The following is a 15,376-nucleotide window of genomic DNA, read 5'->3' on the forward strand; positions in this document are numbered from 1 at the left end:
GCGAAGTGGCTAAACGCGGCGGACTGTAAATCCGCTCCTTCGGGTTCGGCAGTTCGAATCTGCCCCCCTCCACCATTATTTTAATAAGCTTTGAGTAATGGACAAGATATTGTCCCTTTTTTTCTTTTTGGGCTATAGCCAAGCGGTAAGGCAACGGACTTTGACTCCGTCATTCGTAGGTTCGAATCCTGCTAGCCCAGCCATTTAGAGCCATTAGCTCAGTCGGTAGAGCATCTGACTTTTAATCAGAGGGTCGAAGGTTCGAGTCCTTCATGGCTCATTTTGCGGAAGTAGTTCAGTGGTAGAACATCACCTTGCCAAGGTGGGGGTCGCGGGTTCGAATCCCGTCTTCCGCTCCAAAATTTTATACGACTATTTTAAACCTTAAATGCATTGCATTTTAAGGTTTTTTTTATTATAAAAACCATTAAGCCCTGCGATAAGAAGAATTGGCACGCATCAAAAGCAAGAAATTAAACTATTCAGCTACCGTTTTATTGGTACTAAAGAGGCTCTTTACTCTTGAGAAACGATTTGCGAGACTGAACTAAGCTAATAAGGTATGATAGAAGTTAAGTGTGTACTTTTAAAACCATTATATAAGCGATCTATAGATTAAAGAGTATTAGCATAAAGGTTCGGTGAATGACATTGCCTGATCGATAGGGGAAAAGGTGCTCTTTAAGTAATGCCAGTACGTTTGAAGAAGTTAATCTGGTTATGATATATATCAACAAATCCTGTCGATTATATATAGATGTTTTATAAAGAATCTACGGTTTGTTTGAGAGGTAGGTTAATTCAAGAATAAGGCATGGGGTCAAACGTAAAGAAAAACGACATTGAATGATAAATAGTGAAGGGCACAGGAGAAAATTTATATGACTGTCTCCTGGCTGTATACTTAGTACAGTAAAAGTTGACCCTTATCCGGAATGGATGAGGCAATGAATAGGGCCTATTCATTCTGGGTCTAAATATAATGAGTGAAACTAATACCAATTGGGATTTTGTTAGCCGTCAGTGGATACCAGAGATCATCATTCCACAAAGAAAAGCAGCAACCTTTTTAGGATTACTGCTTTACATATCTTGTGTGAGTTTGATAGAGATTGATTAATGAGTCCAGTTCAGTACTTGCTTTGATGACATCAGAGTCAAGCATTGAAGTTGAAGAGGCAAGTAGTATCATTCTTTGGCGGCATTGTTCAATATCCTTCATAAGTATATGTAGTTCCAAGTCTTCACTCCTATCTGCAAGAGGTTTTGTTACCTTTATTACCCATATTTATAAAGATTAAACAGTGTGTCAATGTAAAAAACAAAAATTATTTTTTATTGAAACTTTTCTCAAGGCCAGTGCGTATAAATGCTGAAGGCCGCCAATGCGGAGGATGGACAATTTGGAAGGACTTATTAAAGAAAGAATACAGGAAGTGCTGGGTGGTAAACAACAGGCATATGAAGACATCGTTCAGTTTTATAAAGACAGAGTATTTCAATTGTGCTATCGCATGCTGGGTGACCGCCATGAAGCAGAGGATGTGGCACAGGAAGCTTTTTTACGGGCATATATGAATATACACACTTTCCAGATGAACCGAAAGTTCTCCACCTGGTTATACCGGATTGCTACAAATTTATGTATAGACCGTATACGTAAAAAGAAGCCGGATTATTATCTCGATGCAGAAGTAGCAGGTACAGAGGGGCTTGATATGTATTCACAGATTCCATCGGATACAAAGTTACCTGAGGATGAACTGGAGAGTTTAGAGCTTAAAGAAAAAATGCAAAAGGAAATTCAGAATCTGCCTGAAAAATACCGCTCAGTTATTGTATTAAAATATGTGGATGAGTTATCTCTGAAAGAAATTAGTGAAATCCTTAATTTACCGGTAGGAACCGTGAAAACACGAATTCATAGGGGAAGAGATGCACTGAGAAAATCGATGCGATCTATATAAATGAGGTGGATTAAAATGAAACAATGCCCAGAAAACATCGCAGATTATATGCATGATTATCTCGACGATGACATTAATGAAGAACATTCCAATGTGCTTCTTTCGCATATAGCAGAATGTGATGAGTGTAAGAAAACCTTTCACGAGTTGAGTAAAACAGTTGCCTTTCTTCAAAGTAACCATATTACAGCACCTAGCGGATTTACCGCAAATGTAATGAGAAATCTACCTAAACAATCGAAAAGGCGAAGGTTTGAAAAATGGCTGCAGCGCAATCCAGTGTTAATTGCCGCTTCGCTCTTTATTCTATTGATGGGCAGTAGCTTATTTTCCTATTGGGGAGAGGATGAACAGTTCTCATTCTCTAAAGACCCTAACTTGGTCGTCGAAGGACAAACTGTGATTGTTCCGGAAGGAAAGACGGTCAAAGGGGACCTTGTTGTCAAAAATGGAGATATAAAAGTTGAGGGCAAAGTCAATGGGAACGTAACGGTTATTAATGGAGATAACTATTTAGCAGGAGCTGGTGAAGTGACTGGAAATATAGAAGAGATTGATCAACTGTTTGAATGGATTTGGTTTCATACTAAGGATATAGCATCAAGAGTTTTTTAATCTATAGATAGAAATAGACCTATTTAAGGCAATCCACCGCGGATGGCCTTTTTCTTTTTCTATCAATGAATTTGGGACTGAATTCTTAGAGTTTGTGGAACAGTATGTTATAATAGTGGGGTTATACAACATAGCGGTATATACACCGTTCATGGGAAAGGACATGACTGGAGGAAATGACATGCCGTTTCTAAACAACTTTTCTTTATTAGATTATATTATAAACATAACCGACATCTTTCTCGTTTGGTTTGTTTTTTATAAATTATTGCAAATTATTAAAGGGACAAAAGCCGTACAGCTATTACGTGGAATCCTTTTAATTGTGATTGGACGCTTTGCGAGTGAAATCCTTGGCTTAAATACAATGAGCTATTTAATGGAAAATGTAATGACTTGGGGAGTTTTAGCCATCATTATTATCTTTCAGCCTGAATTACGACGAGCGCTCGAACAGTTGGGGAGAGGCCGTTTATTTTCCAGGACAAATTTTCAGGAAGAGAATGTGCAGGAGCAAACAATTGAAGCTATTATTAAATCGACAACCTATATGGCCAAGCGCCGGATTGGTGCCCTTCTTTCAATTGAAAGAGAGACGGGTCTTAATGATTATATTGAGACAGGTATACGTCTCGATTCCAGAGTGTCATCTGAGTTATTAATTAATATTTTTATACCGAATACACCACTGCACGATGGAGCGGTAATTCTGCAAAATGGCACAGTTGCTGCAGCAGCATGTTATCTTCCTTTATCTGAAAGCCCATTTGTTTCAAAGGAACTGGGAACAAGGCACAGGGCGGCGCTGGGAATAAGTGAAGTTACCGACAGCTTGACAATCGTTGTTTCGGAAGAGACAGGGAATATTTCTTTAACGAAAAACGGAGAGCTTTATCGGAATCTTTCGTTAGATGAACTGCAAAATATGCTTGAAAATGAATTGTCCATAAATAATAAAACGACCTCTTCGAATCTTTGGAATTGGAGGTCGAGAAAAGATGGATAAACTTATTTCTAGCAGTTGGTTTATGAAAATTGGGGCTTTTCTGATTGCACTATTCCTGTTTTTCTCTGTCAATAGTAACCCAATCAATAATTCCAGTAATCCTTATAATACACCTTCAAGCACAGAAACAGCCACAATTAAAAACGTGCCTGTTGAGGTTTATTATGATACCGATAATTTAATTGTCAGCGGGATACCCGAAACTCTGGATATTACGATTGAGGGACCTAAGAGTATAGTTATAACTGCTAAATCTACAATGGACTTTGAGATTTATGTAGACTTATCCGATCCTAAAATTGGTTCTCAAAAGGTACCAATCAAGGTAAAGAATTTATCGGATAAAATTAACTATACACTGACACAGGCCAATGCAACAGCAGTGGTAGAGGAGAAGGTAACAGAGAACTTCAAAGTCGAGGCTGAATTTGATAAAACACTATTAGCAGAAGGATATTCATCAGACCCGCCATATCTAAGTCCAACAGAAGTGGAAATAACGGGTGCCAAGAGCCATGTCGATAAGGTTTCTGTTGTAAAAGCAACTGTTAAAACGGACTCACATGTAACGAATGATATTCTAACTGAAGCAACAGTACAGGCATTTGATAGCAATATGAACTTGTTAGATGTGAATATTGAACCTAGTACAGTTGATATCTCGATAAATGTAAACAGTCCTTCAAAAGAGGTCAGCCTATCTGCTAAAGCTACAGGAGCACCGCCTGAAGGAGTTAAAATTGAAAGTATTAAAATTGATTCGGAGACAGCTACCATCTATGGAGGAGAATCCATTCTTAAAGATATAAAGGAGATAACGGTACCTGTTGATGTCAGCAATATTGATGAGGATACTGTAATTGAAATTCCAGTCAGCTTGCCTGATGGAGTGGTTGGATCTTCTATAGATACGGTTAAAGTGACAATTAAGATAAAGAAGGAAAATACTCAAACAATCTCGAATATACCTATTGAAATAAAGGGACTAGACAATGAGAAATATGAGGCGGAAATTCTTAATCCTTCAAAAGGGATGGTGGACCTGGCCATTGAAGGCGAGGCATCTAAGATTAAATCCCTGAAATCCAGTGATTTTGATATATTTATCGAGGTAAAAGAGTTAAATGTAGGAAACCATACAGTACCCTTAAAGGTGAATGCACCAGATGAGGTACATTGGGAACTGCCTAACAATAGTAAGACAATTACAGTGGAAATCTCAGAAAAAAGTTCAGATGGATAACAACCTACACTCTTTCATAAGACAGTTAGGTATATATAGGCAATAAAATATGAAGTGTATTAGTAGAAGGAGAGATTTTTAATGGGTAAATATTTCGGTACAGATGGTGTGAGGGGTGTAGCAAATAGCGAACTGACACCGGAGCTTGCTTTTAAGCTAGGCCGATTTGGAGGATATGTGTTAACAAAACATAATGAAAACCGTCCAAAAGTAATCATTGGCCGTGATACAAGAATATCCGGCTTCATGCTGGAAAGTGCCCTTGTAGCAGGTCTGCTCTCAATTGGAGCGGAGGTCATGCGCTTGGGAATCGTTTCAACACCTGGAGTTGCTTATTTAACAAAAGCATTAGGCGCAGAAGCAGGTGTAATGATTTCTGCCTCCCATAACCCTGTAGCGGATAATGGTATTAAATTCTTCGGATCTGATGGGTTTAAGCTTTCAGATGATCAGGAAGAAGAGATTGAAGCATTATTAGATATGGAAGAAGATCAACTCCCAAGACCAATCGGAGAAAACATTGGTAGAATCAATGATTACCTCGAAGGTGGGCAAAAATATATTCAATACTTAAAACAAACGGCGGACGAGGATTTCACAAATATCCATGTAGCCCTCGATTGTGCACACGGAGCTACTTCTTCTTTAGCAACACACTTGTTTGCTGATTTAGATGCTGATGTTTCGACTATGGGTGCTTCACCAAATGGTCTTAATATTAATGAAGGAGTCGGATCCACGCATCCAGATAAGCTGGCTGAATTTGTTCTCGAAAAGGGAGCGGATGTTGGTCTGGCTTTTGATGGAGATGGAGATCGATTAATAGCTGTCGATGAGAAAGGTAAAATCGTTGATGGAGATCAAATTATGTTCATTTGTGCAAAATACATGAAAGAACATAACCGCCTTAAGCATAATACAGTTGTTTCAACAGTTATGAGTAATATGGGATTTTATAAAGAATTAGATGTAAACCAAATCTTAAGTGCGCAGACAGCTGTTGGAGATCGGTATGTTGTAGAAGAAATGAAAAAAGGTGGATATAATCTTGGCGGAGAGCAATCAGGGCATATTATTTTCCTTGATTACAATACAACAGGAGACGGATTGCTGACAGGTGTACAGCTCATTAATATTATGAAGCTGACAGGTAAGCCACTTTCAGAACTTGCAGGCGAAATGAAAGTTTATCCACAAAAACTTGTTAATATCCGTGTAACAGATAAGCATCATGTAACGGATAATGATAAAGTGAAGGCAATTATTGATCAAGTGGAAGAGGAAATGAGCGGAAACGGGAGAATTCTTGTTAGACCGTCCGGAACTGAACCACTCGTTCGTGTAATGGCTGAGGCACCTACACAGGAACAATGCGATCAATACGTTGAGAGAATTGCCGATGTTGTAAGGGCAGAGATGGGCTTATAATAATAATCAATAACAATTAATGCATAAGGGGAACAGTTCTTCCTCTTATGCATATTTTATATATGTATAGCTGAATTATGAGATTTAAATGTATATTTTTGTAAATGTTGACGGAATGAGAGCAAATAGTGTATGCTGAAAATTGAGTTCAAAATAGAAGAGGAGGGAAGATGTTATTTAGTTATTAAAGCGCCAGGACTGGAGTAACCCAGTTGACGAGGTGGAGGTTATCGATCTTTCGGCGGATGCCTTCCGGTTGCATGCACAACTGACCCTCTTTTTACTAAATCAGTTTGGTGACAAATTGGACAGAATAAAAAGAGATGCATATATCAACTAAAAATTATTCAGAGATAAGGGGGCAAGTGTGCCCCCCTGGGCATTCTTGTTCCCTTCATCTTTTTTATAGGAGGATAAACAAGTATGTGTGGAATCGTAGGATATATTGGACATCAAGATGCTAAAGAAATTTTACTAAAAGGCTTAGAAAAGCTTGAATATAGAGGATATGATTCAGCTGGTATTGCTGTTATGAATGAGAACGGTGTACATGTGTTCAAAGAAAAAGGAAGAATAGCTGATTTACGTGAAAGCGTAGATTCATCTGTACAATCTTCTAAAGGAATTGGACACACTCGCTGGGCAACTCATGGAGTACCAAGCATAAGAAATGCTCACCCTCACCAAAGTTCGAATGGACGTTTTACGATCGTTCATAACGGTGTAATTGAGAACTATGAATTATTAAAGAGGGAGTACCTTCAAGATACTGATTTAGTGAGTGATACGGATACTGAGGTAATCGTTCAGCTTATCAGCAAATTTGTTGAAGAAGGACTTAACGTAGAAGTAGCTTTTGCAAAGGCTCTGGGTCTATTGCATGGTTCATATGCAATTGGCTTACTGGATGCACAAGATGAAGAAATCATTTATGTAGCTAAAAATAAAAGCCCATTATTAGTAGGTGTAGGTGCTGATTTCAATGTAATCGCTAGTGATGCGATGGCTATGCTGCAAGTAACAGACCAGTTTGTTGAACTTATGGATAAAGAAATTGTTCTTGTTACAAAAGATCAAATCACCATTAAACAATTGGACGGTACAGTAGTTACTCGTGAGCCTTACACAGCACAGCTGGATGCAAGCGATATTGAAAAAGGAACGTATCCGCACTACATGCTAAAAGAAATTGATGAGCAGCCTTTAGTAACTCGTAAAATCATTCAAGCTTATCAGAATGAAGCGGGTGAGCTAAAAATAGACGACGCAATTATTAATGCGATAAATGAAGCGGATCGTCTGTACATTGTTGCTTGTGGAACAAGCTATCATGCTGGCCTTGTTGGAAAACAAATGTTTGAAAAAATGGCGAAAGTACCGGTAGAAGTTCATGTAGCTTCCGAATTTGGCTACAATATGCCTTTACTATCAGAAAAACCATTGTTCATTTTCATTTCCCAAAGCGGAGAAACAGCAGATAGCCGTGCCGTACTTGTGCAAGTAAAAGAGATGGGCTACAAAGCCTTAACGATTACTAATGTACCTGGGTCAACATTGTCTCGTGAAGCTGACTTTACGTTGTTATTACATGCTGGTCCTGAAATTGCGGTTGCATCTACTAAAGCATACACAGCACAAATGGCTGTATTAACAATCCTGGCGGCTGTTGTGGCGAAAGAAAAAAATCAATTAGCAGATTTTGATGTAGTAAAAGAATTGGGAATCGTTGCGAACGCAATGGAGGCTCTATGTGATGACAAAGATAAATTCGAAATGATTGCACGCGAATATCTTGCTGTTACACGTAATTGTTTCTTTATTGGACGTTCTGTCGATTATTTCGTTGGCCTTGAGGGTGCGTTGAAGCTAAAAGAAATTTCCTATATTCAAGCGGAAGGCTTTGCCGGCGGTGAACTAAAACACGGTACAATTGCCTTAATTGAAGAAGGAACACCTGTTATTGCTTTGGCAACACAGGAAGCTGTAAACTTAAGCATCCGTGGTAACGTAAAAGAAGTGGTTGCACGTGGCGCTAACCCTTGCATCATTTCCATGAAGGGACTTGATCAAGAAGGAGACGCATACGTACTTCCAGAAGTTAACCCAATGTTAACACCTCTTATCTCTGTAATACCATTACAACTAATTGCTTACTATGCATCTCTTCACCGTGGCTGTGATGTGGATAAACCTCGTAATCTAGCAAAATCGGTTACGGTTGAGTAAGGAATCAATATAGTATAAACTCAATACCCAGCTACTCTTCGTTTGAAGGGAGCTGGGTTTTTTGAATTTGATAGAGGAAATTTTAGATGTACAATTAGTAAACTCATCCTTACTAGGTTATTTCTAAAGGTTAAGACTAAATGGGCTGTACACAAGAGCAAGTATATCTGGCTTCCCAGTACAGCCTATTTGTATATTCATACTCCCTAATTTACGAAAAATATAGAGGAGAATACAAATATAAGTTTGATAGACTAATGAGTCTGCACATTTTACATATTACTAAGCCGGTAATGATTTAATTTTGTTGAAGAGTTAGTAACTGTTTTCTCAAACAAATCACTCTTATAACGGAATACTATCCTTTAATAAAATTATACAAAACTTATATTTTTTCTATATATTTTGGTTTAAGTATCCGTGATTACGTGAATATAGTAAATGATTACAAAAAACTTACAAAGGGGAAATGAAAATTGAGTATTCTACAGAAAATAGCACTTGTATTAACGATCATTGGAGCTATAAATTGGGGGCTGATAGGTTTGTTTCAATTTGATCTTGTAGCAACTTTATTTGGAGGACAGGATGCCATTCTTTCTCGAATCGTCTATGCGTTAGTAGGTATTGCTGGTTTAACTAATATTGGGTTGCTCTTTGCTCCATCAAAGGAATCACGTATTGCGGCTTAATGATAATTTTAATCTCCCCCCTCTTTAAAGAGGGGGGGTGTTTATGGGAAGATAGATGAGCTGACCAAAGATGAGGTCCTTTTCCTTGGACCTCTATTTGCCTAATGGGTGAACCTCAGGTGAGCTAATGAATTTTTATAGAGAAGAACGTAAGCGGTATATACATATTCTTGTTTAAGTTAGAAAATGGATAAAAAGTTCAAAATTGAGTAAGACACAGATAGCCCCGTGTAGTATCTTTTTATAGCTTCCCTCTTCATCCTCCTTTTAGCATAAATTTAAAAAGGTCGGCATATCGACCAAATTCATAAATGAAAATGATTGACAACATTCTGTAAAATCATGTAATGTATTATGTAACCGGTTACATGTGGTACCGGTACCATATTTTGTTTGGAGATAAAATGGCTACTATAAAAGATGTTGCAAAGTATGCAGGAGTTTCTGTAGCGACTGTATCGAGATATTTAAATCAAGGCTACATAAGCGAAAAGGCACGTATGCAAGTAGAGGATGCAATTAAAGAATTAGGATATCGGCCCAGTATAATTGCTAGATCCTTGAATACAAAGCAGACAAATGCAATTGGGCTCATCATACCAGATATAACAAACCCTTTCTTTCCAGAGCTGGCAAGAGCAGTGGAAGACGCAGCATATGAAAATGGCTACACGGTTATTCTCTGCAATACAGATGAGCAGGCGGAGAAAGAACGCCAATACATTGAAACACTAACGAGAAAGTATATAGCAGGTATTATTTTGGCAACAAACGAGTTGGATAAGGAATATTACAAAAGCCTTAATGTCCCATTAGTGGCGCTTGATCGGTCAATTGGCGAAGGTTTTCCTACAGTAATGACCCAGAATATAGAAGGGGCGAAACTCGGATCTGAATTTTTGCTTAGGCAGCAAATCAATCATCTTGTTTGTTTACGCGGCCCAGATGGACTGAAGCCGGCTGATGATCGATTGAAAGGATTTTTACAAGCTACTGAAACCAGCCAGATTAAAACTACTATACTTGAGTGTCCATTTGATTTTAATGAGGCTGAGCAGATTGTTTTTAAATTATTGAAGGAGGACTCATCGATTGATGCAATTTTTGCCTGCAGTGATGTTTCGGCAATAGGAGCATTAAAAGCAGCCCATTCTCTCAAAATAACAGTGCCCGATCAATTGCAAATTCTCGGATTTGATGGGATTATGCTTGGACAGATGACGACACCTGGGTTATCGACAGTAGCACAAAATATTTATGAGCTTGGTTCTAAAGCAACTAAATTACTGATTAAACAAATTGATGGAGAATTACTCGAACAAATGACTGAATTTGTAGCTCCGCAATTAACCATAAGAGATTCAACAAAGGGGGCAATTCAATGATTACCATAATAGGAAGTATAAATATGGACTTAGTTTGCCAATCAGGGCTATTTCCTCAGCAGGGTGAAACAGTACTGGGAGAGTGGTTTGAAACAATTCCTGGTGGAAAAGGAGCTAATCAAGCAGTTGCTGCAGCCCGCTTAGGCAGCCAGGTTGCGATGATCGGTGCAGTGGGTAACGATAGCTTTGGTGACATGCTGATTGATAACCTTGAAAAAGAAAAAATTGATACAAATGGTGTAAGCAAGGTATCTGAAAGCACTGGTATAGCTAATATCATTGTGCATAATCAGGATAACCGCATTATTGTTGTGCCAGGTGCGAATTTTAAAGTAGATAAGACCTTGATAGACAAACACCGCAGGACAATTGAACGGTCAAAACTGGTCATCATGCAGCTTGAAATTCCGGTGGAAACAGTAGAATACACTTTGGATTTATGTTCCGAATTAAAGGTTCCCGTAATTGTAAATCCTGCTCCAGCCCAAAATTTCCGAGTGGAATGGATGGATAAGATTACGTTTTTAACACCTAATGAAACAGAATGCAATGTAATATGGGGTCTTTCAGCAGAACAAGCAGTTAGAGAGTACCCAAATAAATTAATAGTGACCTTGGGAGATAAAGGAGCTATGTATAGTGATGGTAATGAGATTATCCATGTAGAAGGATACAGAACGACCCCGGTTGATACGACGGGTGCAGGCGACACATTTAATGGCGCTTTTGCTCATGCCTATGTAAACGGAAAATCTCTTAATGATGCAACTCATTTTGCCAATATTGCAGCTTCGTTATCGGTTGAAGGATTTGGCGCTCAAGGCGGAATGCCTGGAATAGATGCGGTTGAGGCAAGGTTAAGGGGGAAGCTTGATGAAGAAAAAGGGAATCATTAATCGTGAATTAGCCGGTATTTTTGCCAAGCTTGGCCATACAGATCAGATTGTGATTGCTGATTGCGGACTTCCAATTCCAGATGGAACTGTATGTATCGACTTAGCCTATAAGCTCGGAGAACCAGGATTCATTCCTGTTTTGGAAGAGGTTTTAAAAGATTTGGAAGTAGAGCAGGTCTTTATAGCAGAGGAAATGAAGGAAACAAATCCTGATATAAACCACTACGTTCATGAATGCTTCAATGATATACAGAAGGTAACGCATGAGCAATTTAAAATACAAACAAAGGCAGCTAAAGTAATCATTCGTACCGGTGAAGCTTCGCCATATGCAAATATTATTTTACAGAGTGGCGTTATTTTTTAACAGAGGGTGGGTGAACGGCAAATGATTCAGATGTCCGGTATTTCAAAAGCATTCAGTGGTAATGTCGTACTCAGGGATGTCCAATTTGAATTGCTTAACGGAGAAATTCATGCGCTTATGGGAGAGAATGGAGCAGGAAAATCTACACTGATGAAAATCATGTCAGGTATTTATACGAAGGACAGCGGAGAGGTAAGAGTCGACGGTCAATTGATGGATTTTAAGTCGGCGAAGGATTCTGAGAACCAGGGTATCCATGTGATTCATCAGGAGTTAAATATTTTACCTGACCTTACCGTGGCCGAAAATCTATTTCTCGGCAAGGAACTAGAGTATGGACTTGGAGTTTTGAAACGTAAAGAAATGGAACAGGAAACAAAAAGGCTATTGAAAAAGCTAGGCCTGGATGTTCATCCACGGACCAGAGCGGGAGACTTATCGGTCGGGAAGCAACAAATTATTGAGATTGCAAAAGCGATTGCTTCTGAAGCCAAATATATTGTTATGGATGAACCTACTGCTGCCTTGACAGACCGTGAAATCCAAACCCTGTTTAAAACAGTTAGAGAGCTGAAAAGCAAGGGAATTTCATTCGTCTATATTTCCCACCGTATGGAAGAGATATTTGCAATTTGTGATCGGATTACGGTATTGCGTGATGGAGAATATGTAGGAGTGAAGGAAATCTCGGAGACAACATTCGATGAAATCGTTGCTATGATGGTTGGACGTCAGTTAGGAGAACGATTCCCTTCCAGAAATGCCAAGATAGGCAACAAGAAGCTGGAGGTGAAGGGTTTAAGTGCGGATAATGCCTTTCAGGATGTGTCATTTACCTTGCATCAAGGGGAGGTATTGGCACTCTCAGGATTGATGGGGGCTGGTAGAACTGAAATAGCAGAAGCTCTATTTGGACATAGGAAATCTACCCAGGGGGAGATTTTTATTGATGGTCAGAAGGTCCAAATTAAAACTCCCATAGAAGCTATGAAGCTTGGAATTGGTTTGGTGACAGAGGATCGAAAATCAAAGGGATTAATATTAGATTTCTCAATTAAAGAGAATATTATGTTGGCAAATTTAGAAAAGGGCTCTAAAGCTAGCGTTATACAGCCAGGCAAGGAGAATGAGTTTGTTCAAAATTACATAAATCAGTTACGAATACGCTCCTCTGGTGCAGAACAAATCGTTAAGTCTCTATCAGGCGGTAATCAACAAAAGGTTGTTATTGCCAAGTGGCTCGGCACTCAACCAAAAATTCTGATTCTGGATGAACCGACACGAGGGGTTGATATTGGCGCTAAGAAGGAAATCTATCACATTATCAATCAATTAGCCGAGGCTGGGGTAGCTATTTTAATGATTTCTTCAGAACTACCGGAAGTCATAGGTATGGCGGATAGAGTGCTAGTGATGCAGGAAGGTAAATTGACAGGGGTAGTAGAGAAGAAAGATATGACACAAGAAAGAATCATGCATTTTGCGACAGGGGGAGAGAAGATTGTCTAAAGTGAACTACAAAAAGTGGCTTTCCAAGCTAGGTCCGCTATTTGGTCTATTGTTATTAATTGTGGTAATTACAATCATGAATCCGAGTTTCTTGACGGTCTCAAATATTTTAAACGTTTTACGACAAGTTACAATTAGCGGGCTGATTGCATTTGGGATGACATTTGTGGTCTTGACTGGGGGAATTGACCTTTCTGTCGGCTCTACATTGGCATTGACCGGTGCAGTGGCAGCAAGCCTTCTTGCCAGTGGTACAGATCCAATCATAGCAATGGGTGCTGCTCTAATACTTGGGTTAATCCTGGGTGCAATTAATGGAGTGATCATTACAAAAGGAAAAGTTGCCCCATTTATTGCTACTTTAGCAACAATGACTATTTATCGCGGATTAACGCTTGTTTATACGGAAGGAAAGCCAGTTTCGGGGCTGGGTGACTCTCTTACTTTCCAAATGTTTGGTAAAGGATATTTATTAGGAATTCCTGTTCCTGTTGTTACAACAATTTTGGCCTTCATTATATTATATTTCATTCTCCATAAGACAACTTTTGGCCGCCGAGTTTATGCTGTAGGTGGAAATGAAGACGCTTCCAAGCTATCTGGAATCAATACGGATCGAGTGAAAATTTGGGTTTACGCAATTACAGGTCTTTTAGCCTCTGTCTCAGCATTAATTTTAACATCACGTCTGAATTCAGCTCAGCCGACTGCTGGAGAATCCTATGAGTTGGATGCGATTGCCGCAGTTGTTTTAGGGGGTACTTCGCTAACTGGAGGACGTGGTTGGATATTCGGTACATTAGTAGGTGTATTGATAATCGGAATACTGAATAATGGAATGAATTTAATTGGGGTTTCATCATTCTTCCAACAGGTTGTGAAGGGTGCAGTTATATTAATGGCAGTTCTTTTAGATCGCAAAAAACAAGCATAAAAGGGAGTGTATTAAATGAAAAAGTATTCATTAATTCTGTTGGCAGCAATGTTATCTGTTGTGTTGGCAGCCTGTTCAATGGAATCAGGAAGCAAATCAGAATCCAAGTCATCCAAGGAAAAAGGAGATATGGTTATCGGGTTCTCAGTATCTACATTAAACAATCCGTTCTTCGTGTCACTAAGCGAAGCTGCTGAAGAAAAAGCGGATAGCCTTGATGCAAAGATAACAGTAGTAGATGCTCAAGATGATGCTTCTAAGCAAGCGTCTGACGTAGAGGATTTAATTCAGCAAAAAGTTGATATGATCATGATTAATCCTGTAGATTCTTCTGCGGTTTCTTCAGCGGTTGAATCAGCTAATAGCGCTGGGATTCCAGTTATTACAGTAGACAGATCATCAGAGGGTGGAGAAGTTATATCTCATATAGCATCCGATAATAAGGCGGGCGGTAAATTAGCAGGCGAATATTTACTTACTTTAGTAGAAAAAGGTGCTCAGGTTGCTGTGTTAGAAGGGATAGCTGGTTCATCAGCTGCTATTGACCGTGGAGAAGGATTTAATGAAGCAGTAAAAGAATCAGTAGAGATTAAAGCTAGCCAAACTGCTAATTTTGATAGATCAGAAGGATTAACAGTTATGGAAAACATTCTTCAGGCTAATCCAGATATTGAAGCAGTATTCGCACAAAATGATGAGATGGCTCTTGGAGCTCTAGAAGCAATTGAAGGAAGCGGTAAAGATATTATCGTTATTGGCTTTGATGCGACAGATGATGCATTGAAAAAGGTTGAATCCGGTGAGATGGCTGCTACCGTTGCTCAACAGCCAGGTTTAATTGGTGAAAAAGCAGTTGAGGCTGCCGTAAATCATTTAGACGGCAAAGAAATCGATAAAGCTATACCTGTAGAGCTTAAGCTTATAAAAAAATAATAGATTTCTGTATATTTGTTAACTGAAAGAATAGATTTAGAGTGTCTTTACAATGGACAGTTGTCGATAGAGTCGGCAGCTGTTTTTTTGTGTGCATATTAATAAAATGGGAACTCTTTTACCCTTCAAAATCATTTGCCAGTAGATAGAAGAAAGACGTACTTTTATTGCTGTA

At 38.9% G+C, this 15,376-nt stretch carries 14 protein-coding genes and 3 tRNA genes; 16 read left to right on the forward strand and 1 reads right to left on the reverse strand.

Going from position 1 to position 15,376, the window contains the following annotated elements; genetic code table 11:
* Nucleotides 1-128: 128 nt before the first annotated feature.
* The 3 genes from AC4BHP_RS17780 (at nt 129) to AC4BHP_RS17790 (ending at nt 359) form a co-directional block, all read left to right on the forward strand.
* Nucleotides 129-203: transfer RNA gene (locus AC4BHP_RS17780), tRNA-Gln, on the forward strand.
* Between the two features lie 4 nt (nt 204-207).
* Nucleotides 208-280, forward strand: a tRNA-Lys gene (locus AC4BHP_RS17785).
* 4 nt (nt 281-284) lie between these two features.
* Nucleotides 285-359, forward strand: a tRNA-Gly gene (locus AC4BHP_RS17790).
* A 716-nt stretch (nt 360-1,075) separates the two neighbouring features.
* On the opposite strand, the gene AC4BHP_RS17795 is transcribed toward AC4BHP_RS17790, so the two are convergent.
* Nucleotides 1,076-1,240: an aspartyl-phosphate phosphatase Spo0E family protein gene (locus tag AC4BHP_RS17795; RefSeq protein ID WP_077247995.1), complete on the reverse strand. Its 165-nt coding sequence runs from the start codon at nt 1,238-1,240 to the stop codon at nt 1,076-1,078.
* 154 nt (nt 1,241-1,394) lie between these two features.
* On the opposite strand from AC4BHP_RS17795, the gene sigW reads away from it, so the two are divergent.
* The 13 genes from sigW (at nt 1,395) to rbsB (ending at nt 15,201) form a co-directional block, all read left to right on the forward strand.
* Nucleotides 1,395-1,967: an RNA polymerase sigma factor SigW gene (gene sigW / locus AC4BHP_RS17800; RefSeq protein ID WP_375138423.1), complete on the forward strand. Its 573-nt coding sequence runs from the start codon at nt 1,395-1,397 to the stop codon at nt 1,965-1,967.
* A gap of 15 nt (nt 1,968-1,982) precedes the next feature.
* The gene (locus tag AC4BHP_RS17805) at nt 1,983-2,582 is read left to right on the forward strand and encodes an anti-sigma factor family protein (RefSeq protein WP_140462300.1); all 600 of its coding nucleotides are present in this window, start codon (nt 1,983-1,985) and stop codon (nt 2,580-2,582) included.
* A gap of 181 nt (nt 2,583-2,763) precedes the next feature.
* The gene (gene cdaA, locus AC4BHP_RS17810; RefSeq protein ID WP_066102658.1) at nt 2,764-3,588 is read left to right on the forward strand and encodes a diadenylate cyclase CdaA; all 825 of its coding nucleotides are present in this window, start codon (nt 2,764-2,766) and stop codon (nt 3,586-3,588) included.
* Nucleotides 3,581-4,831, forward strand: a complete 1,251-nt coding sequence (locus AC4BHP_RS17815) for a CdaR family protein (RefSeq protein WP_066102655.1) — start codon at nt 3,581-3,583, stop codon at nt 4,829-4,831. Before cdaA ends, AC4BHP_RS17815 begins: the two co-directional genes overlap by 8 nt.
* 81 nt (nt 4,832-4,912) lie before the next feature.
* A complete protein-coding gene (glmM, locus tag AC4BHP_RS17820; RefSeq protein ID WP_066102649.1) occupies nt 4,913-6,259 on the forward strand; it encodes a phosphoglucosamine mutase in 1,347 nt (448 codons plus the stop codon).
* 423 nt (nt 6,260-6,682) lie between these two features.
* Nucleotides 6,683-8,485 (forward strand): glutamine--fructose-6-phosphate transaminase (isomerizing), encoded by a 1,803-nt coding sequence (glmS, locus tag AC4BHP_RS17825; RefSeq protein WP_490553598.1) that lies wholly within the window; start codon nt 6,683-6,685, stop codon nt 8,483-8,485.
* A 476-nt stretch (nt 8,486-8,961) separates the two neighbouring features.
* Entirely contained in the window at nt 8,962-9,177 is a 216-nt protein-coding gene (locus AC4BHP_RS17830) for a DUF378 domain-containing protein (RefSeq protein ID WP_066102643.1), read from the forward strand.
* A 404-nt stretch (nt 9,178-9,581) separates the two neighbouring features.
* On the forward strand, nt 9,582-10,562 hold the full coding sequence (locus AC4BHP_RS17835; protein WP_066102639.1) for a LacI family DNA-binding transcriptional regulator: 981 nt from the start codon (nt 9,582-9,584) through the stop codon (nt 10,560-10,562).
* Nucleotides 10,559-11,458, forward strand: coding sequence for a ribokinase (gene rbsK / locus AC4BHP_RS17840; protein ID WP_490553600.1), 900 nt, complete (start codon nt 10,559-10,561; stop codon nt 11,456-11,458). The genes AC4BHP_RS17835 and rbsK overlap by 4 nt, the downstream gene beginning before the upstream one ends.
* Nucleotides 11,436-11,825, forward strand: a complete 390-nt coding sequence (gene rbsD, locus AC4BHP_RS17845; protein WP_066102633.1) for a D-ribose pyranase — start codon at nt 11,436-11,438, stop codon at nt 11,823-11,825. Before rbsK ends, rbsD begins: the two co-directional genes overlap by 23 nt.
* A 21-nt stretch (nt 11,826-11,846) precedes the next feature.
* A complete protein-coding gene (locus AC4BHP_RS17850) occupies nt 11,847-13,334 on the forward strand; it encodes a sugar ABC transporter ATP-binding protein (RefSeq protein ID WP_139892853.1) in 1,488 nt (495 codons plus the stop codon).
* 1 nt (nt 13,335) lies between these two features.
* Nucleotides 13,336-14,268, forward strand: a complete 933-nt coding sequence (locus AC4BHP_RS17855) for an ABC transporter permease subunit (protein ID WP_490553624.1) — start codon at nt 13,336-13,338, stop codon at nt 14,266-14,268.
* Between the two features lie 15 nt (nt 14,269-14,283).
* Nucleotides 14,284-15,201 carry a ribose ABC transporter substrate-binding protein RbsB gene (gene rbsB / locus AC4BHP_RS17860; RefSeq protein ID WP_066102624.1) on the forward strand — a complete coding sequence of 306 codons (918 nt, stop codon included), beginning with the start codon at nt 14,284-14,286 and terminating at the stop codon, nt 15,199-15,201.
* Nucleotides 15,202-15,376: the final 175 nt, after the last annotated feature.

The organism is Pradoshia sp. Z4_20, from assembly GCF_058216035.1.